22 protein-coding genes are annotated in these 23,281 nt (G+C 55.8%); 3 read left to right on the top strand and 19 right to left on the bottom strand.

Going from position 1 to position 23,281, the window contains the following annotated elements:
- Window positions 1–2: 2 nt before the first annotated feature.
- The 9 genes from pabC to yceD form a co-directional block, all read right to left on the bottom strand.
- Window positions 3–812: an aminodeoxychorismate lyase gene (gene pabC / locus ELK40_RS08960; protein WP_127730390.1), complete on the bottom strand. Its 810-nt coding sequence runs from the start codon at window positions 810–812 to the stop codon at window positions 3–5.
- A 120-nt stretch (window positions 813–932) separates the two neighbouring features.
- The gene (fabF, locus tag ELK40_RS08955) at window positions 933–2,174 is read right to left on the bottom strand and encodes a beta-ketoacyl-ACP synthase II (protein WP_032639670.1); all 1,242 of its coding nucleotides are present in this window, start codon (window positions 2,172–2,174) and stop codon (window positions 933–935) included.
- Between the two features lie 91 nt (window positions 2,175–2,265).
- Window positions 2,266–2,502, bottom strand: a complete 237-nt coding sequence (gene acpP / locus ELK40_RS08950; protein ID WP_003857954.1) for an acyl carrier protein — start codon at window positions 2,500–2,502, stop codon at window positions 2,266–2,268.
- Between the two features lie 153 nt (window positions 2,503–2,655).
- Window positions 2,656–3,390 (bottom strand): 3-oxoacyl-ACP reductase FabG, encoded by a 735-nt coding sequence (gene fabG, locus ELK40_RS08945; RefSeq protein WP_008500795.1) that lies wholly within the window; start codon window positions 3,388–3,390, stop codon window positions 2,656–2,658.
- Between the two features lie 12 nt (window positions 3,391–3,402).
- Complete coding sequence (gene fabD / locus ELK40_RS08940; RefSeq protein ID WP_111965541.1) at window positions 3,403–4,332, bottom strand: ACP S-malonyltransferase; 930 nt, start codon at window positions 4,330–4,332, stop codon at window positions 3,403–3,405.
- A gap of 15 nt (window positions 4,333–4,347) precedes the next feature.
- Entirely contained in the window at window positions 4,348–5,301 is a 954-nt protein-coding gene (locus ELK40_RS08935) for a beta-ketoacyl-ACP synthase III (protein WP_115874729.1), read from the bottom strand.
- A gap of 6 nt (window positions 5,302–5,307) precedes the next feature.
- Window positions 5,308–6,342 (bottom strand): phosphate acyltransferase PlsX, encoded by a 1,035-nt coding sequence (plsX, locus tag ELK40_RS08930; protein WP_060568787.1) that lies wholly within the window; start codon window positions 6,340–6,342, stop codon window positions 5,308–5,310.
- Between the two features lie 80 nt (window positions 6,343–6,422).
- Window positions 6,423–6,596: a 50S ribosomal protein L32 gene (gene rpmF, locus ELK40_RS08925; RefSeq protein WP_003857964.1), complete on the bottom strand. Its 174-nt coding sequence runs from the start codon at window positions 6,594–6,596 to the stop codon at window positions 6,423–6,425.
- A gap of 16 nt (window positions 6,597–6,612) precedes the next feature.
- Entirely contained in the window at window positions 6,613–7,134 is a 522-nt protein-coding gene (gene yceD, locus ELK40_RS08920) for a 23S rRNA accumulation protein YceD (RefSeq protein ID WP_014883375.1), read from the bottom strand.
- Window positions 7,135–7,274: 140 nt separating this feature from the next.
- Here yceD and ELK40_RS08915 point away from each other — a divergent pair, with 140 nt between their 5' ends.
- Window positions 7,275–7,859 (top strand): nucleoside triphosphate pyrophosphatase, encoded by a 585-nt coding sequence (locus ELK40_RS08915; RefSeq protein ID WP_115874728.1) that lies wholly within the window; start codon window positions 7,275–7,277, stop codon window positions 7,857–7,859.
- Between the two features lie 65 nt (window positions 7,860–7,924).
- Here ELK40_RS08915 and rluC read toward each other — a convergent pair whose 3' ends face one another.
- Window positions 7,925–8,872 carry a 23S rRNA pseudouridine(955/2504/2580) synthase RluC gene (gene rluC / locus ELK40_RS08910; protein ID WP_021240761.1) on the bottom strand — a complete coding sequence of 316 codons (948 nt, stop codon included), beginning with the start codon at window positions 8,870–8,872 and terminating at the stop codon, window positions 7,925–7,927.
- 572 nt (window positions 8,873–9,444) lie between these two features.
- Between rluC and rne the strand changes: the two genes are divergently transcribed.
- A complete protein-coding gene (gene rne, locus ELK40_RS08900; RefSeq protein WP_127730388.1) occupies window positions 9,445–12,564 on the top strand; it encodes a ribonuclease E in 3,120 nt (1,039 codons plus the stop codon).
- A 48-nt stretch (window positions 12,565–12,612) separates the two neighbouring features.
- Here the strand turns inward: rne and ELK40_RS08895 are convergent, their stop codons facing one another.
- Complete coding sequence (locus ELK40_RS08895) at window positions 12,613–13,551, bottom strand: LysR family transcriptional regulator (protein WP_127730386.1); 939 nt, start codon at window positions 13,549–13,551, stop codon at window positions 12,613–12,615.
- 109 nt (window positions 13,552–13,660) lie between these two features.
- Here ELK40_RS08895 and ELK40_RS08890 point away from each other — a divergent pair, with 109 nt between their 5' ends.
- Window positions 13,661–14,875: an MFS transporter gene (locus ELK40_RS08890; protein WP_127730384.1), complete on the top strand. Its 1,215-nt coding sequence runs from the start codon at window positions 13,661–13,663 to the stop codon at window positions 14,873–14,875.
- Between the two features lie 75 nt (window positions 14,876–14,950).
- Here the strand turns inward: ELK40_RS08890 and flgL are convergent, their stop codons facing one another.
- From flgL to flgE, 8 genes are all read right to left on the bottom strand, one after another.
- The gene (gene flgL, locus ELK40_RS08885) at window positions 14,951–15,904 is read right to left on the bottom strand and encodes a flagellar hook-associated protein FlgL (RefSeq protein WP_033145208.1); all 954 of its coding nucleotides are present in this window, start codon (window positions 15,902–15,904) and stop codon (window positions 14,951–14,953) included.
- 14 nt (window positions 15,905–15,918) lie between these two features.
- A complete protein-coding gene (gene flgK / locus ELK40_RS08880; RefSeq protein WP_111965536.1) occupies window positions 15,919–17,559 on the bottom strand; it encodes a flagellar hook-associated protein FlgK in 1,641 nt (546 codons plus the stop codon).
- Window positions 17,560–17,634: 75 nt separating this feature from the next.
- Window positions 17,635–18,588: a flagellar assembly peptidoglycan hydrolase FlgJ gene (gene flgJ / locus ELK40_RS08875; protein ID WP_047061570.1), complete on the bottom strand. Its 954-nt coding sequence runs from the start codon at window positions 18,586–18,588 to the stop codon at window positions 17,635–17,637.
- Complete coding sequence (locus ELK40_RS08870) at window positions 18,588–19,685, bottom strand: flagellar basal body P-ring protein FlgI (RefSeq protein WP_029740346.1); 1,098 nt, start codon at window positions 19,683–19,685, stop codon at window positions 18,588–18,590. Before ELK40_RS08870 ends, flgJ begins: the two co-directional genes overlap by 1 nt.
- A gap of 12 nt (window positions 19,686–19,697) precedes the next feature.
- Entirely contained in the window at window positions 19,698–20,396 is a 699-nt protein-coding gene (flgH, locus tag ELK40_RS08865; protein WP_023311139.1) for a flagellar basal body L-ring protein FlgH, read from the bottom strand.
- Between the two features lie 57 nt (window positions 20,397–20,453).
- A complete protein-coding gene (flgG, locus tag ELK40_RS08860; RefSeq protein WP_008500810.1) occupies window positions 20,454–21,236 on the bottom strand; it encodes a flagellar basal-body rod protein FlgG in 783 nt (260 codons plus the stop codon).
- 11 nt (window positions 21,237–21,247) lie between these two features.
- Window positions 21,248–22,003 carry a flagellar basal body rod protein FlgF gene (locus ELK40_RS08855; protein WP_033145205.1) on the bottom strand — a complete coding sequence of 252 codons (756 nt, stop codon included), beginning with the start codon at window positions 22,001–22,003 and terminating at the stop codon, window positions 21,248–21,250.
- 20 nt (window positions 22,004–22,023) lie between these two features.
- Entirely contained in the window at window positions 22,024–23,274 is a 1,251-nt protein-coding gene (flgE, locus tag ELK40_RS08850) for a flagellar hook protein FlgE (RefSeq protein WP_111965534.1), read from the bottom strand.
- Window positions 23,275–23,281: the final 7 nt, after the last annotated feature.

Below are 23,281 nucleotides of genomic sequence, written 5' to 3'. Positions count from 1 at the left end.
GACTATCTGATTTGCTCACATATCGGGGCTAAAAACTGAAACAGCTCGCGCGAGGACCAGCGTTGTTGACCATACGCACGGACGGGTACAACAGGCATCAGCGCGTTGCAGATGATGACTTCATCTGCGGCCTTTAGCGCGGTTTCTCCTGCACTAACTTCGACAACGCGAAAGTCAGAGCGTGCCAGCTGTTCCAGACAAAACTGACGCATTAACCCATTTACGCCAGCGTGTCCCAGCGACGGAGTGAACACCTCTCCTCCCTGCCGCCAGAGTAAATTAGCCGCACAGCATTCCGTAATGAACCCTTCGCTGTCAAGAACCAGCGCCTCATCGGCGTCCGTCTGTTCAAGATGAGTACGAATGAGCACCTGCTCCAGGCGATTGAGATGCTTAAGCCCGGCCAGCATCGGGTTTCGTCCCAGTCGCACCGGGCTCAGCGTCAGCGTGACGCCGTCTTCTCGCCAGCGAAAGTAATGCGCGGGATAAGCTGATACGGAGAGGATTCGCGTTGGGTTGAGACACGATGCAGCGCAGTAACCCCGGCCACCACTGCCGCGGCTAATGATGACTTTGAGTACGCCGCTGTCCTTCCCGGTTGCCAGCTGGCACATTTCCTGACGCAGCATGTCCCAGTGCGTAAAAGGGATCATTAGCTTTTCACAGCCATGCTGCAGTCGTCGAATATGCGCCTCCAGCAGGCAGACATCGCCATCCAGAATGCGCGCCGTCGTAAAGCAACCATCACCGAACTGTATCGCCCTGTCGCTGGCAGGCAGCGTGTCCTGCTCAAGGCCATTGATTAAAAACATGGTGGCTCCTTATGCGTGGGCGTTTAGTCTGGCAGGATGTCATGCAGCCGACAAGAAGATTAGCCTTAATAAAAAAGGCCCGGCAAGCGGACCTTTTTAAAAGCTATCGGGACGTCAGGATCAGATCTTTTTGAAGATCAGAGAACCGTTGGTGCCGCCAAAGCCGAAGGAGTTACACAGGGTGTACTCCATACCGCTAACCTGACGCGCTTCGTGAGGAACGAAGTCCAGATCGCAACCTTCATCCGGGTTATCCAGGTTGATGGTTGGCGGAACAGCCTGATCGCGCAGCGCAAGGATGGAGTAGATTGACTCTACTGCACCCGCCGCGCCCAGCAGGTGACCGGTCATGGACTTCGTGGAGCTCACCAGTACGCGGCTGGCAGACTCGCCGAAGATAGATTTAACCGCCTGAGCTTCAGCTTTATCGCCTGCAGGAGTAGACGTGCCGTGCGCGTTAACATAGCCAATCTGAGCCGGGGTAATACCCGCATCACGGATTGCGTTTTCCATCGCCAGCGCAGCACCTGCACCGTTCTCCGGAGGAGACGTCATGTGGTACGCATCGCTGCTCATACCAAAGCCAACGACTTCAGCATAAATTTTCGCACCGCGTTTTTTCGCGTGTTCGTACTCTTCCAGTACGATCATGCCCGCCCCGTCGCCCAGCACGAAGCCGTCACGGTCTTTATCCCACGGACGGCTTGCCGCCTGCGGGTTATCATTACGGGTAGACAGCGCACGGGCTGCGCCGAAACCGCCAACACCCAGCGGGGTACTGGCTTTTTCAGCACCGCCGGCAACCATAGCATCTGCATCGCCGTACGCAATAATGCGCGCGGCCTGGCCGATGTTATGTACGCCAGACGTACAGGCGGTCGCGATAGAAATGCTTGGCCCACGCAGGCCGAACATGATGGTCAGGTGACCTGCCACCATATTAACAATCGTGGACGGAACGAAGAACGGGCTGATCTTACGCGGGCCGCCATTCATCAGAGATGTATGGTTTTCCTCGATCAGGCCAAGACCGCCAATGCCGGAGCCGATAGCGGCGCCGATACGGGTTGCGTTCTCTTCCGTAATCTCAAGGCCAGAATCCTGCATGGCCTGAACGCCAGCGACAATTCCATATTGAATGAAGGCATCCATCTTGCGCTGTTCTTTACGCGAGATGATCTCTTCACAGTTAAAATCCTTTACTAAGCCAGCAAATTTCGTTGCATAGGCGCTAGTATCGAAATGGTCGATTAGGCTGATGCCGCTCTGACCGGCAAGGAGAGCTTTCCAGGTGGACTCTACGGTATTGCCGACAGGAGACAACATGCCAAGTCCGGTCACAACTACACGACGCTTAGACACGTTTGTCCTCCAGGGAGGGATAAAAAAAGAGATTCGTGGGACTAAAAAAGATAAAACTCAGGCGGTCGAATGACCGCCTGGAGATGTTCACTTACGCCTGGTGACCGTTGATGTAATCAATGGCAGCCTGAACGGTGGTGATCTTCTCAGCTTCTTCGTCCGGAATCTCAGTATCAAACTCTTCTTCCAGAGCCATTACCAGCTCAACGGTGTCAAGAGAATCTGCGCCCAGGTCTTCAACGAAGGAAGCGGAGTTCACAACTTCTTCCTGCTTAACGCCCAGCTGTTCGCCGATAATTTTCTTAACGCGTTCTTCGATAGTGCTCATACTCTTAAATTTCCTATCAAAACTCGCTTTCGCGATGGTTTTCGTAGTGTATAAAATGTTGAAAAATTTGCAACTAAATCCCGGCAGTTCTTACCACGATTTTACGTTATTTTGAGGCCTTTTACCCAAATAACGCAAATTTTTTTATCGTGGTTAAACCATATACATCCCGCCGTTGACGTGGAGGGTCTCACCAGTGATGTAACCCGCTTCGTCAGAGGCTAAAAATGCAACCGCACTGGCGATTTCTTTAGGGTCGCCAAGACGACCCGCCGGAACTGCCGCCAGCGTACCCGCACGCTGCTCATCAGTCAGCGCACGCGTCATGTCAGTTTCAATAAAGCCCGGAGCAACAACGTTTACCGTAATACCGCGGGACGCAACTTCACGCGCCAGCGACTTACTGAAACCAATCAGACCTGCTTTCGCCGCAGCGTAGTTAGCCTGACCAGCATTTCCCATGGTACCTACCACAGAACCGACAGTGATAATACGACCATGACGCTTTTTCATCATAGCGCGCATTACCGCTTTTGACAGACGGAATACAGATGACAGGTTGGTTTCGATGATATCGTTCCACTCGTCGTCTTTCATTCGCATTAACAGGTTATCGCGAGTGATCCCGGCATTGTTTACCAGAATATCCACTTCACCAAACTCTGCGCGAATATTTTCCAGAACAGATTCGATAGATGCAGGTTCAGTCACATTCAGTACCAGACCTTTACCGTTTGCACCCAGATACTCGCTGATGGCCTGAGCGCCATTCTCGCTGGTTGCTGTACCAATCACCTTCGCGCCGCGCGCAACCAGTGTTTCAGCAATTGCACGCCCGATACCGCGGCTTGCGCCAGTGACCAGGGCGATTTTTCCTTCAAAACTCATGGTATTCCTCTTTTATTGCGAGAGTGCCGCTGACATCGCTTCCGGCTCGTTAATCGCCGAGGCTGTCAGGGTGTCAACAATACGTTTTGTCAGACCGGTGAGGACTTTACCTGGGCCGACTTCATACAGATGCTCAACGCCCTGTGCGGCCATAAACTCAACGGTTTTGGTCCACTGTACCGGGCTATAGAGCTGGCGAACCAGCGCGTCACGGATAGCTTCCGGCGCGGTTTCGCATTTCACATCGACGTTGTTCACAACGGAAATCGTCGGTGCGTTAAAGGTAATTTTTTCCAGCTCAACCGCCAGCTTCTCGGCAGCAGGCTTCATCAGCGCGCAGTGAGACGGCACGCTGACAGGCAGCGGCAGCGCACGCTTAGCGCCCGCTGCTTTACAGGCCGCACCGGCACGCTCAACCGCTTCTTTATGGCCTGCGATAACCACCTGACCCGGCGAGTTGAAGTTCACCGGCGAGACAACCTGGCCTTCAGCAGATTCTTCACACGCTTTTGCAATTGCAGCATCATCCAGACCGATAATGGCAGACATGCCGCCCGTGCCTTCCGGCACCGCTTCCTGCATGAATTTACCACGCAGTTCCACCAGACGTACCGCGTCAGCAAACGCGATCACGCCGGCGCACACCAGCGCAGAGTATTCACCCAGGCTATGGCCTGCGAGCAGCGCTGGCGCTTTACCGCCCTGCTGCTGCCAGACGCGCCACAGCGCAACAGATGCGGTCAGCAGCGCTGGCTGGGTCTGCCAGGTTTTGTTCAGCTCTTCGGCCGGCCCCTGCTGGGTCAGCGCCCATAAATCATAACCCAGTGCATCAGAAGCTTCACGGAAAGTCTCCTCAATGACCGGATAGTTTGCTGCCATTTCAGACAACATCCCAACGGTTTGAGAGCCCTGGCCCGGGAACACAAAAGCAAATTGCGTCATTTTTTATTCCTTATCCTAGAAACGAACCAGCGCGGAACCCCAGGTGAACCCGCCACCGAAGGCTTCAAGCAAGACCAGCTGGCCCCGTTTGATTCGTCCATCGCGTACCGCTTCATCAAATGCGCACGGTACCGACGCCGCAGAAGTGTTGCCGTGACGATCCAGGGTCACAACAACGTTATCCATCGACATGCCCAGCTTTTTCGCGGTCGCGCTGATGATGCGCAGGTTCGCCTGATGCGGCACCAGCCAGTCGAGCGAGGAGCGCTCAAGGTTATTCGCTTCCAGCGTTTCATCAACGATGTGTGCCAGCTCAGTCACCGCGACCTTGAACACCTCGTTCCCTGCCATGGTCAGGTAAATCGAGTTGTCCGGATTAACGCGATCGGCGTTAGGCAAAGTCAGCAGCTCGCCGTAGCTGCCATCAGCATGCAGATGCGTAGAGATGATACCCGGCTCTTCGGACTGCCCCAGCAGCACCGCGCCTGCGCCATCACCAAAAATAATGATCGTTCCGCGATCGGTTGGATCGCAGGTGCGCGCCAGCACGTCAGCACCGATCACCAGCGCATATTTAACGGCACCGGATTTCACGTACTGATCGGCAACGCTCAGCGCATAGGTGAAGCCTGCGCACGCTGCAGCGACGTCAAACGCCGGACAGCCTTTAATGCCGAGCATGTTTTGCACCTGGCACGCTGCACTTGGGAATGCATGCGTGGCAGACGTCGTGGCGACCACGATCAAACCAATCTGTTCTTTATCAATGCCCGCCATTTCGATAGCACGCTGTGCGGCTTCGTAACCCATGGTCGACACGGTTTCGTCTGGCGCGGCAATACGACGTTCACGGATACCTGTGCGCGTGACAATCCACTCGTCAGACGTATCTACCATTTTTTCCAGATCGGCGTTGGTACGCACTTGTTTTGGCAGGTAACTGCCGGTACCTAAAATCTTCGTATACATGTACGCTCAGTCACTTTTAGCTAATACAGATTCCAGGCGAGCGGCAATCCGCTGAGGGACTTGTCGCTGCACCGCCTGCACTGCCTGTTCAATCGCGACAGCAAATGCTCGCTGATTGGCGGCGCCATGACTCTTAATCACGATGCCGCGCAATCCTAACAGACAGGCGCCATTATACTGGTCGGGGTTGAGGTGACTGAATCGCCGCGTCAGGCTCTTTTGTAGCCAACGCTTCAATAAAATGAGCCACCAGGCGCTTTTTTTGCCTTCTCCCTGAGATTTCAGCAGAGAAAGAAACATGCGCACGACCCCTTCCATGGTCTTCAACGTGACGTTTCCGGTGAAGCCATCGCACACCAGAACATCCGTTTTACCCGTCAACAACTCATTGGCTTCGAGATAACCAATATAGTTGATGGAGGGAACCTGTTTGAGCAATTCAGCCGCTTCGCGAATGCTGTCCAGGCCTTTGGTCTCTTCTTCACCAATGTTCAGTAACGCAACACGGGGAGTGTTGATCCCGACAACTTCTTCTGCCAGCACCGATCCCATCACGGCAAACTGTGCCAGCATAGTACTATCACAGTCGACGTTAGCGCCTAAATCGAGCACCACCGTCTTGCCCTTCTGCTGATGCGGTAATACCGTCACCAGCGCCGGGCGCTCAATACCTTCAATAGGTTTGAGCAGTAATTTCGACAGCCCCATCAGCGCGCCGGTATTCCCCGCGCTAACGCAAGCCTGGGCTCGCCCTTCTTTCACCAACTCCAGCGCTATCCGCATAGAGCTGCCACGACTATTGCGAATAGCCTGCGAGGGTCGGGCATCACTGGCAATAACTGACTGCGCAGGAATAATCTGCAGACGCGAACGTTGTTCAAAGTCAGCTTTTGCGAGTAATGGCGTGATTGCGTCGGGATTGCCGACTAAAAGAAGTGTGAGTTGCGAATTAGAATTCAGTGCCTGCAATGCTGCAGGCACTGTCACGGAAGGGCCAAAATCTCCCCCCATGACATCTAACGCCAGGGTTAGACGTGTCAAGGTATCGTCGCAGCCTGGTTCGGTAAATTCCCCGTTTACACGGGGAAATCCTCACTAAGCCCAATCACGCTTGCGCGTGATTACTTAGTGATAACCTTGCGGCCGCGGTAGAAACCGTCAGCGGTGATGTGGTGACGCAGGTGTTTCTCACCAGAAGTCTTGTCTACAGACAGGCTGGTAACTGCGGTCAGCGCGTCATGGGAACGACGCATGCCACGTTTGGAACGGGTTGGTTTATTCTGTTGTACGGCCATGGACCTTACTCCTCAATTACTTACGCTTTAAGCTGGCTAATACGGCAAATGGGTTTGGTTTTTGCGCTTCATCAGGCAGTTCCCCAAAGACCATGTCCGCCTCGGACACTTCACAGTGTTCAGAATCATGCACCGGAACTACTGGCAAGGTGAGGATGATTTCATCTTCAACCAGAGCCAGAAGATCGATTTCACCGAATTCGTTAACCTCAATCGGCTCATACGCTTCCGGGAGTGCTTCAGCCTGTTCGTCAGAACGGACCGGACTGAAACAATACGTTGTGTGAACATGCTGTACAAACGGTTTCCCGCAACGCTGACACTCGAGCGTTACCGTTACCTTCGCATCACCGGTTAAAACGGCGAGACGCTGGTTGTCGATAGCGAACGACATGGAGCATTCTACATCACTGTCCACACTGACTACGGATTCGGCAATACGCTCAGCCTGATCGGAAGTATAGATACCTTCATAATCGAGGCGTTTTTGAGCCGTACGAACCGGATCAAGAGTCAGGGGTAATTTTACCTTTTGCATAGGGCGCGCATATTAACTTTGTAACGTCATAGAGTCAAAGAAAAAGGCAACCAGAGCTGCCTTTTTCCAATTATTCGCACACATTGCGGCCTGTAGTTTAAAATGGCTGGCATCGATACGCTATATCTGGTGATAAAAATATGCCAAATCTCGTCCTTGCTTCCACGTCTCCCTATCGCCGAATGCTGCTGGAAAAGCTCGGGATCCCGTTTGAATGCGCCGCGCCAGAGGTTGATGAGACGCCACAGCCGGGTGAATCACCGCGTCATCTGGTGACGCGTCTCGCTAAAGAGAAAGCGCAGTCGCTGGCAGCACGTTATCCCGCACATTTGATTATAGGCTCCGATCAGGTTTGCGTACTGGACGGCGAAATCACCGGCAAGCCCCATACGGAGGAGAACGCCTGCCAGCAGCTTCTGCGTGCACGAGGCAGTATCGTGACCTTTTATACCGGCCTGGCGCTCTATAACTCCGCTTCCGGTCATCTGCAAACTGAATGCGAACCGTTCGACGTGCACTTCCGCCATCTCAGCGAGCAGGAGATTATGGATTACGTGCGCCGTGAGCGACCGCTGAACTGCGCGGGGAGCTTTAAAAGTGAAGGATTGGGGATTGCACTTTTCGACAAGCTGGACGGTCGGGATCCCAACACCCTGGTGGGGTTACCGCTAATTGCCCTGTGTCAGATGTTAAGACGAGAAGAGTGTAATCCGCTGACGATGTGACTGGGACGTTGCGGCCTGATGCCCTCACCCGCCCCTCTCCCACAGGGAGAGGGAGGAAGGCAAAATCAGCCGCGCAAAACCTTAAGACAGCGTTTCAGCTGCTCATCCAGCGGCGCTTCAATACGGATCACTTCACCGGTATTCGGATGGGTAAACTTCAGCGCTGCCGCATGCAGGAACAGACGCGACAGCCCCGTTCCCGCCAGCTGCTTATCAAACTCGCGGTCGCCATAGCGGTCATCAAACGCGATGGGATGCCCTGCAAACTGCGTATGCACGCGGATCTGGTGGGTGCGACCGGTGACCGGACTGCAGCGCACCAGCGTGGCAAACTCATAGCGCTCTTCAACCTTAAAGCGCGTCTCAGACGGTTTCCCTTCCTGGCTCACGCGGACAATACGCTCACCGCTTTGCAGAATATTTTTCAGCAGCGGCGCCTGCACCACTTTAACATGGGACTGCCACTGGCCGCGCACCAGCGCCAGATAGTCTTTCTGCATCCCTTTTTCACGCAGCTGTTCATGCAGAGAACGCAGCGCGGAACGCTTTTTCGCCACCAGCAGAACGCCAGAGGTGTCGCGGTCAAGACGATGCACCAGCTCAAGGAAGCGCGCTTCCGGGCGCAGGGCACGCAGCCCTTCAATCACCCCGAAGCTCAGACCGCTACCGCCATGAACAGCCGTCCCTGACGGTTTATTCAGCACCAGAATGTGGTCGTCTTCATAAAGGATCACATCACTCAGGGCCGCCACTTTCTGTAGCTTCGGTGATACGGTCTCTTCTTCACGCTCTGCCACGCGCACCGGTGGAATACGCACTTCGTCACCGGCTTCGAGTTTGTACTCGGGCTTCACGCGTTTTTTGTTAACCCGCACCTCGCCCTTACGCAGAATGCGGTAAATCATGCTCTTTGGCACCCCTTTTAGCTGGGTGCGCAAAAAGTTATCGATACGCTGCCCCGCTTCATCTTCGGCGATGGCAACCATTTTTACGGCTGGAGTCTCTGTTTTCATGGTTGGCGATTCTAAATATCGTCAGCCATTAGCGCCACTCATTTTTCTATGCTTATATTTACTTTTATCCGGCCTGCTACCCGTTTCGCGCAACCGTTTTGGTGGTTATTAAACCAATCGCCATTCTGAAGTGAAGAAACTGTGAGTAACCGGGTGATAATTGGTAAAAGTCATCTTGCTATAACCCGGCGAGCAGTGGAATAATGAGGCTGTTTTCCGTGTTAAATCCTGGTTAAGTAAGGATGTTGACGGAATGACCAATTTTGTCTGACCGATCATCCACGCAGCAATGGCGTAAGACGTATTGATCTTTCAGGCAGTTAGCGGGCTGCGGGTTGCAGTACTTCCCGGTATAAGGATTGTTCTCTGGAGAGTTCTACCCAGGCAATTCCCCTGATAATTGCGCTGTGTTTCCGTATGAAATACAGGCAACCGACACTCTGCGCCTCTTAAGCGAGCGACAACCGTGAGGTTGGCGACGTGAACAGACACGAGGCCATCGGTTCATACCCCGGAAAGCGTCACCTTGCCCGCAGCTTTGTCGTCAATGTAAGAATAACGAGTAAGTTACGATGAAAAGAATGTTAATCAACGCAACTCAGCAAGAAGAGTTGCGTGTCGCCCTTGTGGATGGGCAGCGCCTGTACGATCTGGATATCGAAAGTCCTGGACACGAACAGAAAAAAGCGAACATTTACAAAGGTAAAATCACCCGCATTGAACCAAGCCTTGAAGCTGCATTTGTCGATTACGGTGCTGAGCGTCATGGTTTCCTCCCTCTGAAAGAAATTGCCCGCGAATATTTCCCTGCAAACTACAACGCCCATGGCCGCCCAAACATCAAAGATGTGCTGCGTGAAGGTCAGGAAGTTATCGTTCAGATTGATAAAGAAGAGCGTGGCAACAAAGGTGCCGCACTAACAACCTTTATCAGCCTGGCAGGGAGCTATCTGGTTCTGATGCCAAACAACCCGCGTGCGGGTGGCATCTCTCGCCGTATCGAAGGTGATGACCGTACCGAGCTGAAAGAAGCGCTGGCAAGCCTCGAGCTGCCTGATGGCATGGGGCTTATCGTGCGTACCGCAGGCGTTGGCAAATCCGCCGAAGCGCTGCAGTGGGACCTGAGCTTCCGTCTGAAGCACTGGGAAGCCATCCAGAAAGCAGCGGAAAGCCGCCCTGCTCCGTTCCTGATCCACCAGGAAAGCAACGTTATCGTGCGTGCCTTCCGTGACTACCTGCGTCAGGACATCGGTGAAATTCTGATCGATAACCCGAAAGTACTTGAGCTGGCGCGCCAGCACATTGCCGCGCTGGGTCGTCCGGATTTCACCAGCAAAATTAAACTGTACACCGGTGAAATACCGCTGTTCAGCCACTATCAGATCGAATCCCAGATTGAATCCGCCTTCCAGCGTGAAGTGCGCCTGCCATCCGGCGGTTCTATCGTTATCGATACCACTGAAGCGCTGACCGCTATCGACATCAACTCCGCTCGCGCAACGCGCGGTGGCGATATCGAAGAGACCGCCTTCAACACCAACCTTGAAGCCGCTGATGAAATCGCCCGCCAGCTCCGCCTGCGCGACCTGGGTGGTCTGATTGTTATCGACTTCATCGACATGACCCCTGTTCGCCACCAGCGTGCAGTAGAAAACCGTCTGCGCGAAGCGGTGCGTCAGGATCGTGCGCGTATCCAGATTAGCCATATCTCACGCTTTGGCCTGCTGGAGATGTCCCGCCAGCGTCTGAGCCCGTCGCTGGGTGAGTCCAGCCATCACGTTTGTCCGCGCTGCTCCGGCACCGGTACCGTGCGTGATAACGAATCGCTGTCCCTCTCGATTCTGCGTCTGATTGAAGAAGAAGCGCTGAAAGAGAATACCAAAGAGGTTCACGCGATTGTCCCTGTGCCAATTGCCTCTTACCTGCTGAACGAAAAACGTGCAGCGGTCAGTGCGATTGAAGCGCGTCAGGGTGGCGTTCGCTGCATCATCGTGCCAAACGATCAGATGGAAACCCCGCACTATCACGTGCTGCGTGTCCGTAAAGGCGAAGAGACGTCAACGCTCAGCTACCTGCTGCCGAAGCTGCATGAAGAAGAGATGGCCCTGCCGTCCGATGAAGAGCCAGCCGAGCGCAAGCTGCCTGAGCAGCCTGCGTTAGCGACCTTCATTATGCCTGAAGCACCGCCTGAAGCAGCCCTGGAAAAACCGGCGGCCAAACCTGCGGCGCAGAAACCTGAAGCAACGGCAGCGAAAGCCCAGCCGGCGCAGCCTGGTCTGCTGAGCCGCTTCTTCGGCGCGCTGAAGAAGATGTTTGCCGGTGAGGAAGTTCAGCCTGAGCAGCCGAAAGAAGAGCCAAAAGCGGCCAAGCCTGAGCGTCAGCAGGACCGCCGTAAGCGTCAGAACAACCGCCGCGATCGTAACGACCGCAGCGATCGCAATGACCGCAACGAGCGTCGTGACAACCGTGACAACCGCTCTGAGAATAACGAAGGCCGTGAGCAACGCGAAGACAACCGTCGCAACCGTCGCGAGAAACAGCAGCAGAATGTTGAAGATCGTGAAATTCGCCAGCAGGCGGGCGATGAGTCTGAGAAGAGCAAACAGCGTGACGACCAGCAGCCGCGCCGTGAACGCAACCGTCGCCGTAACGACGAGAAGCGTCAGGCACAGCAGGAAGTCAAAAACCTGAACCGCGAAGAGCCTGTTGAACAGCAGGACGGCGAGCAGGAAGAACGTACTCAGGTAATGCCACGTCGTAAGCAGCGCCAGCTTGCTCAGAAAGTTCGTTTCGCCTCCGAAGCAACCGAAGAGTCAGCAATTGTCCCGGTTGAAACCCGCGAGAGCGCAGCCGGTACTCAGCTTGCAAAAGTTGACCTGCCAGCGGTCGTTGATAACAACGTTGAGCAGGATGATAACGGTGAAAACCGTGATAACGCCGGCATGCCGCGCCGTTCACGTCGTTCCCCACGTCATCTGCGCGTTAGCGGCCAGCGCCGTCGTCGCTATCGTGACGAGCGTTACCCAACTCAGTCGCCAATGCCGCTGACCATTGCCTGTGCTTCACCAGAAATGGCCTCCGGCAAAGTCTGGATCCGCTACCCGGTAGCGCGTCCGGAGCAGGTTGTTGAAGAACAGCCAGTAACCGAAGAGGTTATTGCACCTGCGGCAGCGGTAGAAGAGGTCGTGACTGAAGCGGCAACCGTGGTGGAACCTCAGGTTGTTGAAACTGCAGCCCCTCAGGTAGCTGAAGTCGAAACCACGCATCCGGAAGTGATTGCCGCGCCGGTTGATGCCGCACCGCAGCTTATTGCTGAAGAAGATGTCGTGGTGGCTGAGGAAATCGCTGAAGAAGCTGAACCTGTAGCCGCAGTGGAAGACACCGCTGAAGCCATCGTCGAAACGACCGCTGAAGAAATCGTTCAGGACGTTGAGATTGAGGTTGAACCGGTTGTTGAAGAACCGAAAGCGCCTGAAGTGAAACCAGAGCCGGTTGTTTCTGCGCCAGCCGCTGCCCACGTGGCGACAGCACCAATGACGCGCGCTCCGGCGCCGGATTACGTGCCTGAAGCACCGCGTCACAGCGACTGGGTTCGCCCGGCATTCAGCTTCGAAGGTAAAGGCGCAGCCGGTGGCCACAGTGCAACGCATCAGGCGACTGCACCTGCAACGCGTCCGCAGTCTGTCGAATAACGACAAACGACGCTGAAAGTAAAAAGCCGACCTTAAGGTCGGCTTTTTTTATGGCTGCTGCACGGGCTTCCTCATCCCGGTCACCTCCGGCATGACCTGCCGCATCAACTCCAGAAAACGCCGCAAGCGTGCCGGATAATAACGGGACCAGGGATAAACCAGATGCACCGGTAGCGCCGCTGGCTGCCACTCCGGCAGCAAGTGCACCAGCCGCCCTTCCTGAATATCGTTCTGTACCGTCCAGCTGGAGACCACCGCCACGCCAAGCCCGGTGAGTGCAGTGTTACGTGCGACATACAGGCTGTCGGTACTTAGCCGTGGCGTAATAGCAATCCGCGCGGTGGCGGGCGAAGTATCGTGAAAAAGCTCCACGTGGCGCTGGTAGAAAGAGCTGATGGCTATCCAGGGAAACTGCTGCAAATCCTCCGGCGTGGTAACCGCTGGAAAACGGGCCAGCAGTGCCGGTGAAGCCACCACCGAGCGCGGCACCTCCGCCAGCAGCACGGACACGGTCGCCGGATCGACCTCCACGCCTACCCGAATAGCACAGTCCAGGTTGTCGCCGAGGAAATCCGCCGACCTGTCGTTGAGCATCCACTCAATCGAAAGCTGCGGATAGCGTTGCAAAAATTCGGTTACGGGTTTAAGAAGCTGATCCTGACCAAACGCGTGGGGAGCGCGCACCCGCAGCACGCCTACCGGCTCATCTTCCGTCTGCCCCACCTCATCTTCCAGCGCCAGCCAGCTGTCAATCACCCGACGGGCGTGCTGATAGCAGCGCTCGCCGTCATCCGTCAGCCGCGTCGTGTGGGTGGTGCGCAATATCAGGCGTACGCCCAGCATGGTCTCAAGCGACTGTAACCGTCTGCTCACAGTGGCCTGGGTGGTGGCCAGCTGCCGTGCAGCCGCAGAGAGGGAACCCGCCTCCACGATGCGAACAAACGTCCGCATTAGCTCCACCCTGTCTATACGCTCAGCTCTTTTCATTGCTTTTTCATTTATACGTTCAACGTATAAGCGTTTTACCACCGTGCCCGCTACCGTCGCAAGGCGTACTGATAAAAAATAGCCTCACACGACGAATGAGGAACTTCTTATGAACACAACAACCGCCGCCCATGCCGTGAGCCGCTGGGTGATTTTAATGCTGGCGATCGGTGCAGGTTTCAGCGTGGCATCAATCTATTATGCTCAGCCTCTGCTGCCGCTGATGGGCGCAGACCTTCATCTGAGTATCGAAGGAATGGGCATGGTCCCGACGCTCACCCAGGCGGGATATGCCCTGGGGATCCTGTTCCTGCTTCCGCTCGGCGATCGCCACGACCGCAGGACGTTAATCCTGATAAAGAGTGCGGCGCTGGCGCTGTTTCTTCTCGGCTGTAGCCTGACCGGGCAGATCCACTCTCTGCTGCTGGCAAGCCTGCTCATCGGCATGGCCGCCACCATGGCACAGGATATCGTCCCTGCCGCGGCCATCCTTGCGCCGGAAGGTAAACAGGGGAAAACCGTGGGCACGGTAATGACCGGGCTGCTGATGGGTATCTTATTATCAAGAACCGTGAGCGGCGTGGTGGGTGAAGCGTTTGGCTGGCGCGTCATGTACCAGCTGGCGGCGGCGAGCATTGCGTTCATCGGCGTGATGATGTGGTTTGTACTTCCCCGTTTTGCCATTCACTCCACGCTGAGCTACCCCGCGCTGATGCGCTCAATGGAACACCTGTGGCGTCGCTATCCGGCGCTGCGCCGTGCGGCGCTGGCTCAGGGCTTTCTGTCGATTGCCTTTAGCGCCTTCTGGTCTACGCTTGCGGTCATGCTGCTTGAGCACTATAACCTGGGCAGTGCCGTAGCGGGTGGTTTTGGTATTGCAGGTGCCGCCGGTGCGTTAGCTGCCCCGCTGGCAGGGGGTCTGGCGGACAAACTGGGCGCAGGAAAAGTCACGCAGCTTGGTGCCGTTCTGGTGACCGTCTCATTTGCCCTGATGTTCCTGATGCCCGCGCTGGGCGTTCATGGACAGCTGATTCTGATCGCCATCTCTGCCGTCGGGTTCGACCTGGGTCTGCAGTCAAGCCTGGTCGCTCACCAGAATCTGGTATACAGCCTTGAACCACAGGCTCGGGGTCGTCTCAACGCCCTGCTCTTTACGGTGGTCTTTATCGGGATGGCGCTGGGTTCCGCGTTAGGCAGCAATATCTACTCGCTGGCTGGCTGGACGGGTGTGGTCGCGCTGGCGACAGTCTGTGGCGTCATTGCACTGGCAATTCGTCTGATTGAAAGCGCGCGTGTCGCCTCCGCATCAGCAGAAGTTGCATAAAAAAAATGCCCAATCCAGGCGGATTGGGCAGTAAAACATGCCCAGTTTCAAGACATGTTCCAAGAGGTCAAGATGTTATTTGTTCAGCTGGAACAGAGACATGCCCTGCATATCGCTAAACGCTTTATAAGACGCCTGCAAGGCCGCCTGCTGCATGGTGTAAGAGGAAATCGCTTCGTTCCAGTCAACATCCACCAGGTCGCTCATCTGCTTGGTCTGACCCAGCGCGCGGTCATCACCCAGCGTATCGAGTTTTTCCAGCTCGTTCATCTTGGTTCCCACATCCGCAACGACCGTCAGGACATTGTTCTGGGAGTTTTTGATTCCGATTTGCGCATTGGCAATCACCTGGCTTTGCGCAGTTGCAGCAGCCGGATCGTTTTCAATCGGCGTCTTCAGCGAGGCAATGGCAGAATCCAGGATTTTGAACATGTTCGTCTGGCCATATCCACCGCCCGGCAGCTGTTCTGCATTACTGGTAATGCTTTCGAAAATTTGCTGGCCGGTATGACTAATGGTCATATTTCGCGCCGTATCAACCTGCTGCGTGATGGCCTCTGCGCCGCCGTTGTAATCCCCGGTCGCGGCATCAAACGGTGCGCTCTCGGTTTTGTATCCCGCAAAGATAAAGCGACCATTACCATCCGTCGTGTTGGCCAGGTTCATAAGCTGATCGCGGATCCCCTGAATATCGGTCGCCAGAGAAAGACGGTCGTCATCGCTTAACGTGCCGTTCGACGCATAAACGAGCTTCTCGCGCACGCTCGAGATCGCGGTGTTGACCTGGGTTAACACGTTATCTTCCAGCGAGACCTTCTGCGTTGCAAAGGTACGCGCGAGCGCAAACTGGCTGTTTTGCGACTGAGACTGTGACAGAACGATGGCCTGCGACGCGGCGATAGGATCGTCCGAAGGACGATTGACGCGCTTGCCGGTGGACATCTGCTCACCGTAGCTCAGCCATCTGCTCTGGGAATCGGTGATCCCACGCATGTTCTGCTCGTACATCATCTGGGTGCTAATACGCATTGTTCACCTCAACCTTAACGAATGTTGATAATTGCATCGAAGAGCGTACTGGCAGTCTGGAGAACCTGGGCGTTAGCCAGGTAATACTGCTGATAACGCTGCAAATTGCCATACTCTTCGTCGAGGTTTACCCCAGAGATGGTCTGCTGCTGCTTGATTAACTGCGTCTCCACGTTGGCTTTCGTCTGGCTGCTCACCTTCAGTGACGCCGTTGAGCTACCGACGGTACTGACGAGAGAGGCATACGCATCGTTGAAGGTTTTGTTTCCCCCCACCACTTTGCCGTTTTGCAGATCGAGCAGTTTTTGGCCGTTACGGTTATCACTCTCGCCGCCGTTCTGCACCGATGCCATCGCCAGCTTGGACTCGTCGCTGATCGCGAGTTCCATGTTCATGATGACGTTGGAAACAGGCTTCACGGTAAAGCTGTCTTTGGTGTTTGCCGTACCGCTCACGTTGACGTTAAGGCCATCAAACGAAAGATTGCCGCTGGCATCCGGGCTCATCGTAAAGCTGGTTTTGTCTGAAGTACGGGTAACCGTCCAGTCAGTGCCGTTAAACTGCAGCTTATAGTCTGTCGCCTGGACCTGCTTGCTGTCCGCTACAGAAGCCGTAACAACCGCCGAACCGCCGTTCTTGCTGCTGGACAGGACCGCCGGAGAACCGAAGTTGAACAGCTTACCGCCCGCATCACCGTTCGCATCAAAGCCGGCTTCATGCTGCGTGTTCATTGAATCTGCAAAGGCCAGCGCCATCTGGTTCAGGGTGTTACGAGCTTTATCAAGATCTTCCGTGCGGAAGGTCAGTAAACCGCCCAAAGAACCGGTGGTAATCATCTTCTCCGGGATCTCGACATTACCCGCTACGTCGTCGACATAGGCCACGGTGGTACGAGCCGGATCTGCACTCGACTTCACGGCAGCCAGCTGGTTGGCTTTGCTGCCCTGAACCAGGCTGTAACCATTGCCGAAAGAGATGTTAAACGTACCGCTATCCTGAACAGACACTTCCACGCCGACGATTTTGTTCAGCTCATTGACGAGCTGATCGCGCTGGTCGAGCAGATCGTTAGGCGATGCGCCCGCGCCGACGCCGGTCAGACGAGAGATCTGATCGTTCAGGTTCGCAATCTGTTTGGCATAGTTGTTGATCTGAGACACGCTGGTCCCAATGGCGGTATTGACCTGCGTATCCTGATCGCGCAGATACTGATCGTTGGTTTTGAACTGATTGACCAGACCACCCGCTTTACCCAGCACCGTCTGACGTGCAGCCGGGTCTTCCGCGTTGCTCACCAGCGTTTGCAGGCTTTTGAAGAAATCCTGCAGGGTGGTGGAGAGCGAGTTGGTGGTATCAGAGAGCACATCGTCGATTTTTGACATCTGCTGATAGCGCGTCGTCAGACCGCTGCTCTGCGTCTGCGCGGCGCGCAGCTGGTTGGTGATGAAGGCGTCATACTCACGCTGGACACCGGAGACATACACCCCGTTACCCACCCAGCCACCGCCGGTCAGCGTGCTGTTAGATGCGCCCAGCACCGTGGTCTGGCGGGTGTAACCTGCCACGTTATAGCTTGAAATATTATTACTGACGGTATTGAGTGCCGACTGCGCAGCACTGAGGCCACTCATGGCGCTGTTAATCAAACTGGACATGGGGGTTCCTTTTATACGTTCAGACACGAGTCCTGATGAAGGTTATCGGCAACCTCCACCGGGACTTGAGAACTTTCAGAACAGATTTTCAATATCTGTGCTATAGGCTTTGCTGACCTTCTCGCCCATGGATTTCAGCTGCTGGATCATGCTGGTGAGCTTGCGTGCATAGTTCGGGTCAGTCGCGTAGCCCGCGTTTTGTAAGGCCTGAGCGCCCTGCTCCGCCGTCGCCGCCTGCGTAACGGCGGTATAACGCGGATTTCGGCTCAGCAGGCCAACGTAGTCGGACAATGCTTCCAGATAAGAGCTGTAGACGCGGAATTTTGCTTTGACCTTCACCGCCGCACCGTTCTCGTATTCGGTGGTCGTGATCTCCGTTGTTGGCCCCTTCCAGCTGGAGGTGGCCTTTACGCCGAAGATGTTAAAGCTCGGCTCGCCGTTTTCCTTGCGGATCTGGCGCTGGCCCCAGCCCGACTCCAGCGCGGCCTGCGCAAGAATCAGATGATGCGGCACGCCGCTCTGTTCGCTGGCAAGACGCGCAGGCAGAGAAAGCTGCGCCAGGAAGTCTTTGCTGTCACCGGAGAGCGGCTCATCGCCGCTGCCCGTGGCTTTTGGCATCGCTTTACGCACCATTTGCGTCAGGGCCTGGTTCTGATAACTGGTCACCGTTTCCAGGTCGAACTTCATCGGCACCTGCTGCGTCTGATCCTGAGGCTGAATGCCCTGCGCGGCTTCGGTCTGTTTGACAATCATGTCAGCCAGACCGAGGCCTTTACCGGCGGTCATCTGCTGCGCAATCTGCTGGTCATACATGCTGGTGTAGAGACGCGTTGAATCACTGCTGAACATCCCGTCTTTCGGCAGGGTTTCACGCATGCTTTTCAGCATCATCTGTACAAACATCCCTTCCACCTGGCGGGCGACCGGGCGGATGTTCGCCGCTGGGTCTTTTCCTGCTTTGGTTTTCAGTTCGTTGAGCGACTGGGCATCCCAGGCTGCACTGGTCAACAGTTTGCTATCGGTCAGCATTAGATGATTTCCAGTTTGGCGCGCAGGCAGCCCGCGCTTTGCATGGATTGCAGAATGGACATCAGGTCCATCGGCGTTGCACCCAGGGCGTTCAGGGCACGCACCACGCTGTTCAGGTTGGCGCTGGAGCGAACGCTCTGCAGCGACCCGCCGCTCTGACGCATATCAATCTGCGTTTGCGGCGTCACTACCGTCTGACCGCCACCAAATGGCGTATTCGGCTGGCTCACGTTCGCGGAGCGGTTTACCGTTACGGAGAGGTTGCCCTGCGCTACGGCACAGCTGTCCAGCGACACTTCCCGGTTCATGACCACCGAGCCGGTACGGGAGTTGATGATCACCTTGGCATCCTGAACCGGAACGTTCACTTCCATATTCTGGATATCTGCCAGCATGCGCACCTGGTTGCTGCTGCCGGTAGAGGTACGGATCTGCACGGTGCGCGCATCGAGTGCCGTTGCATTACCGTAGCCGCGGCTGCGGTTGATGGTATCGGCAATTTGCTGCGCCATGGTGAAGTCTTCATTATTGAGCTGCAGGTTGATGGTGTTGCCCGCGCCAAACTGGGTCGGCAGTTCACGCTCAATGATCGCCCCGTTGGTGATACGTCCACCGTTAAGCTGGTTCACCTGCACGCTGCTTCCGCCTGCGGATGCGCCCGCACCGCCAACCAGAATATTCCCCTGAGCCAGCGCATAAACCTGGCTGTCGACGCCTTTCAACGGGGTCATCAGCAGCGTACCGCCGCGCAGGCTTTTGGCGTTACCCATTGAGGAGACCACCACGTCAATGGTCTGCCCCTGACGAGCAAACGCCGGGTAGGACGCGGTGACCATTACTGCCGCCACGTTTTTCAGCTGCATGTTAGTTCCCGCCGGCACGGTAATGCCTAGCTGGGAAAGCATGTTGTTCAGACTTTGGGTAGTGAACGGCGTCTGGGTGGTCTGGTCACCGGTACCATCCAGACCAACCACCAGGCCATAGCCAATCAGGGAGTTTTCACGGACGCCCTGAACGCTGGTGAGGTCGCGAATACGGTCAGCCTGGGCAAATGTTGCCACCAGCGCGAGCGCCACGGCGAAGATCGATTTAAACATGGGTCACCTCGCTTACATTGGCGATAAATTAAGGAAGAAGCGCTGCAGCCAACCCATATTTTGCGCTTCATTGATATAGCCGTTCCCGACGTACTCAATGCGCGCATCCGCCACCTGGGTAGATGGAACGGTGTTGGTGCCGCTGATGGTGCGAGGGTTAACCACGCCCGAGAAGCGAATGAATTCAGTGCCCTGGTTGATGGCGATCTGTTTTTCACCCACAACGTGCAGGTTGCCGTTAACCAGTACCTGGTCAACCGTGACCGTCAGCGTGCCGCTGAAGGTGTTGCTGGCGTTGGCACCGCCTTTACCGTTAAAGGTGTTGCCGCCGGAGGCCTCAACATCCGCACGGGCATTGCCGAACAGGCCCTGCAGATAGCGTGGCACGGTATCGAAGCCAAAATTGGTTTTGCCATCGCGGCTGGCGTTCGCCGACGAGCTCTTGCTCGCGCTGACGTTTTCCTGCAGCACAATGGTCAATGTATCGCCGACGTTACGCGGGCGGCGATCTTCAAACAGCGGCTGATAGCCGTAATTAATCGGCTGCGCGGTCTGGAAAATGGAGCCGTTTACCACTGGCGCGGGGCCAGGAACGGGTTGGGCAGTCGTCGCACCCTGGACCAATGGTTTAGACGGGATCAAAGCACACCCGCTGAGGGTGACAGCCAGAACAGTCAGTATCGGATAACGAAACGCCGCGTTTTTTTGCATTGCCTTCATCTTCGAAAACAGGGAGCCGGCGCGGCGTTTACCGCACCGGGCTACACCTTAGAGTTGCGTCAGTTTCTGCAGCATCTGGTCGGTCGTCGACACTGCTTTACTGTTAATTTCATACGCGCGCTGGACCTGGATCATATTCACCAGCTCTTCTGCCACGTTCACGTTAGACGTTTCAACATAACCCTGGTACAGCAGACCCGCGCCGTTCAGGCCCGGGGTGCTCTCATTCGGCGTACCGGAGGATTGCGTTTCGGTGTAGAGGTTCTCACCAATGCTTTCCAGACCGGTATCGTTCATGAAAGTGGTCAGATTGAGCTGCCCGACCTGAACCGGCGCGGCCTGTCCCTGCTGGGTCACGCTGACCACACCGTCACGACCGATGGTGATGCTCAGGGCGTTCGCCGGGATGGTAATCGCAGGCTGAACCTGGAAACCGCCCGCCGTCACCAGCTGGCCGTTCTGATCGACCTGGAACGAACCGTCGCGGGTATAGGCAGAGGTCCCGTCAGGCAGCTGCACCTGGAAGAAGCCCTGGCCTTTGATTGCCACGTCCTTGCTGTTGTTGGTCTGAGACAGGTTGCCCTGGCTGTGCAGACGTTCGGTGGCCACCGGACGAACACCGGTACCGATCTGCAGACCCGATGGCAGCGTCGTCTGTTCAGAAGACTGCGCGCCCGGCTGGCGGATGGTTTGATAAAGCAAATCTTCGAAAACGGCACGCTGACGCTTGAAACCATTGGTGCTCACGTTTGCCAGGTTGTTGGCAATCACGTCCATATTGGTTTGCTGGGCGTCCAGGCCAGTTTTCGCGATCCATAAAGAACTGATCATAAGGAGTCCTGTTAACTCATAGCCAGAAGTTGGTTAGCCTTGCCCGCGTTTTCATCCACGCTGCTGATGATCTTCATCTGCATTTCAAAACGACGGGCGCTGGCGATCATGTCGGTCATGGCTTCGACCGGCTTGACGTTACTGCCTTCCAGAACGCCGGACATCACGCGGATGCTCGGATCGGCCTGTAACGTGGCGCCACGCGTCGCCTGAGCCGCCTGGGTCAGACGGAACATGCCATCGTCGCCACGCTGCACGTCTTTGGCTTCCGCCTTCACCAGCTTCAGACGTCCGACGGGCGCAACGGTGTTGGCCGGGTCGCCCGGGTTCAGCGCCGAAATGGTGCCGTCCGCAGCGATAGTGAGCTCAGAGCCTTCCGGCACGGTCAGCGGACCCGCTTCCCCCATCACCGGATGCCCCTGAATCGTCAGCTGGCCCGTCGCGCTCACCTGAATGTTGCCGTTACGGGTATAGCCTTCGCTGCCGTCCGCCGTTTGCACCGCCAGCCAGCCGTCCTGCTGCAAGGCAACGTCCAGCGGGCGTGAGGTGTAATCCATCTGCCCTGGCGTCATATCGGCGCCAGGGGTTGATGCTGTCACCAGCGTACGGGTCGGCAGGGAAAGCCCTTCTACCGGCACCGCGCGAAGCGCATTAAGCTGGGCGCGAAAGCCCGGCGTTGAGGCGTTTGCCAGGTTGCTGGCGGTAACGGCCTGCTGATTGAGCGTCTGACTTGCCGCGCCCATCGCGGTATATATTGCGTGATCCATTGCGCTTTCCTGTTAGCCGCTTAACGCAGGTTAACCAGCGTGTTGAGGATCTGGTCCTGGGTTTTGATGGTCTGCGCGTTCGACTGATAGTTACGCTGCGCGACGATCATGTTCACCAGTTCTTTACTCATATCCACGTTGGAGGCTTCCAGCGCGCCGTTGGTCAGCTTGCCGAAGTTACCGGTGCCTGCGGTGCCCAGCAGCGCCACGCCGGAAGACTGTGTGGCAGACCAGACGTTGTCGCCTTCAGACTTCAGGCCTTCGTTGTTGGCGAAGTTTGCCAGCACGATCTGACCCAGAACCTGAGACTGTTCGTTAGAGTAGCTTCCCACCACGGTGCCATCGTCGTTGATCTGGTAGCTCACCAGATCGCCCGGCTTATAGCCGTTCTGATTGGTTGCCACCACGCTGTTTGCACCGGTGTTCTGCTGCATGGAGTTCTGGAAACTCAGGGAGAAGGTCGCCGCCGTCGCACCGCTGACAGAACCCGTGGTGATGTTAATGGCCGGCGTGGCGTTTGGCGCTGCGCTCAGCACGCCCGCCGCATCGTAGTTATAGACACCCGCCAGGTTACCGTTCGCATCAAAGTTCATCTGCGCCGCTTTCGTCGCAGCAGAACCCGCAACGCTGCCGTCCTGAGTGTAAAGATCCCATTTATTGTTGGCCGTCTTAACGTAGTAGACGTACATGTTATGGGCGTTACCCTGGCTGTCGAATACGGTCACGGTACCTTTTTTGTTATAGGTATCCGGGTTGGTCGCATCGAAGGGGGCGGTTTGAACAGGATCGGTTGAGTTCAGGTTGATCTGCTGCGTGGCGGTGGTGGTTGATTTCGCCGCCATCAGGGTATTCGGGATAGTAATCGCCTGAGGATTCGCACCGGTCTGAACAGTTGGAGGCGTTCCTGCTGCCGGGTAGCCCGTCAGCTGCATGCCCTGCATGTTAACCAGCGTACGGTTTTCATCCAATTTGAACTGGCCGTTACGGCTGTAGAACACAGAACCGTTAGAATCGACCATACGGAAGAACCCGTTCTGGCTGATGGCAACGTCCAGGCCACGGCCGGTGTTGGTGGTGGTGCCGTCGCTAAAGTCCTGAGTGATGCCTGCAACTTTAACGCCCAGACCCACTTTGGAACCGGCAAACATGTCTGCAAAAGAAGCAGAACCGGATTTAAAACCATAGGTCGCGGAGTTGGCGATGTTGTTGCCAATGACGTCCAGGTTGGTGGCCGCAGCATTCAGGCCGCTGACCGCTTGAGAAAAGGCCATGACTTAC

Source organism: Enterobacter sp. N18-03635 (assembly GCF_004006055.1).
Classification (GTDB): Bacteria; Pseudomonadota; Gammaproteobacteria; order Enterobacterales; family Enterobacteriaceae; genus Enterobacter; species Enterobacter vonholyi.
The sequence above is the reverse complement of the archived record's forward strand: the minus strand, read 5'-3'. Positions and strand labels throughout refer to the sequence as shown.

Excerpts from the sequence above, each read along its gene's own strand:
- pabC (WP_127730390.1), bottom strand. The coding sequence starts at position 812 with ATGTTTTTAATCAATGGCCTTGAGCAGGACACGCTGCCTGCCAGCGAC.
- acpP (WP_003857954.1), bottom strand. The coding sequence starts at position 2,502 with ATGAGCACTATCGAAGAACGCGTTAAGAAAATTATCGGCGAACAGCTG.
- fabG (WP_008500795.1), bottom strand. The coding sequence starts at position 3,390 with ATGAGTTTTGAAGGAAAAATCGCCCTGGTCACTGGCGCAAGCCGCGGT.
- fabD (WP_111965541.1), bottom strand. The coding sequence starts at position 4,332 with ATGACGCAATTTGCTTTTGTGTTCCCGGGCCAGGGCTCTCAAACCGTT.
- ELK40_RS08935 (WP_115874729.1), bottom strand. The coding sequence starts at position 5,301 with ATGTATACGAAGATTTTAGGTACCGGCAGTTACCTGCCAAAACAAGTG.
- rpmF (WP_003857964.1), bottom strand. The coding sequence starts at position 6,596 with ATGGCCGTACAACAGAATAAACCAACCCGTTCCAAACGTGGCATGCGT.
- yceD (WP_014883375.1), bottom strand. The coding sequence starts at position 7,134 with ATGCAAAAGGTAAAATTACCCCTGACTCTTGATCCGGTTCGTACGGCT.
- ELK40_RS08915 (WP_115874728.1), top strand. The coding sequence starts at position 7,275 with ATGCCAAATCTCGTCCTTGCTTCCACGTCTCCCTATCGCCGAATGCTG.
- rluC (WP_021240761.1), bottom strand. The coding sequence starts at position 8,872 with ATGAAAACAGAGACTCCAGCCGTAAAAATGGTTGCCATCGCCGAAGAT.
- rne (WP_127730388.1), top strand. The coding sequence starts at position 9,445 with ATGAAAAGAATGTTAATCAACGCAACTCAGCAAGAAGAGTTGCGTGTC.
- ELK40_RS08895 (WP_127730386.1), bottom strand. The coding sequence starts at position 13,551 with ATGAAAAGAGCTGAGCGTATAGACAGGGTGGAGCTAATGCGGACGTTT.
- ELK40_RS08890 (WP_127730384.1), top strand. The coding sequence starts at position 13,661 with ATGAACACAACAACCGCCGCCCATGCCGTGAGCCGCTGGGTGATTTTA.
- flgL (WP_033145208.1), bottom strand. The coding sequence starts at position 15,904 with ATGCGTATTAGCACCCAGATGATGTACGAGCAGAACATGCGTGGGATC.
- flgK (WP_111965536.1), bottom strand. The coding sequence starts at position 17,559 with ATGTCCAGTTTGATTAACAGCGCCATGAGTGGCCTCAGTGCTGCGCAG.
- flgJ (WP_047061570.1), bottom strand. The coding sequence starts at position 18,588 with ATGCTGACCGATAGCAAACTGTTGACCAGTGCAGCCTGGGATGCCCAG.
- ELK40_RS08870 (WP_029740346.1), bottom strand. The coding sequence starts at position 19,685 with ATGTTTAAATCGATCTTCGCCGTGGCGCTCGCGCTGGTGGCAACATTT.
- flgH (WP_023311139.1), bottom strand. The coding sequence starts at position 20,396 with ATGCAAAAAAACGCGGCGTTTCGTTATCCGATACTGACTGTTCTGGCT.
- flgG (WP_008500810.1), bottom strand. The coding sequence starts at position 21,236 with ATGATCAGTTCTTTATGGATCGCGAAAACTGGCCTGGACGCCCAGCAA.
- ELK40_RS08855 (WP_033145205.1), bottom strand. The coding sequence starts at position 22,003 with ATGGATCACGCAATATATACCGCGATGGGCGCGGCAAGTCAGACGCTC.
- flgE (WP_111965534.1), bottom strand. The coding sequence starts at position 23,274 with ATGGCCTTTTCTCAAGCGGTCAGCGGCCTGAATGCTGCGGCCACCAAC.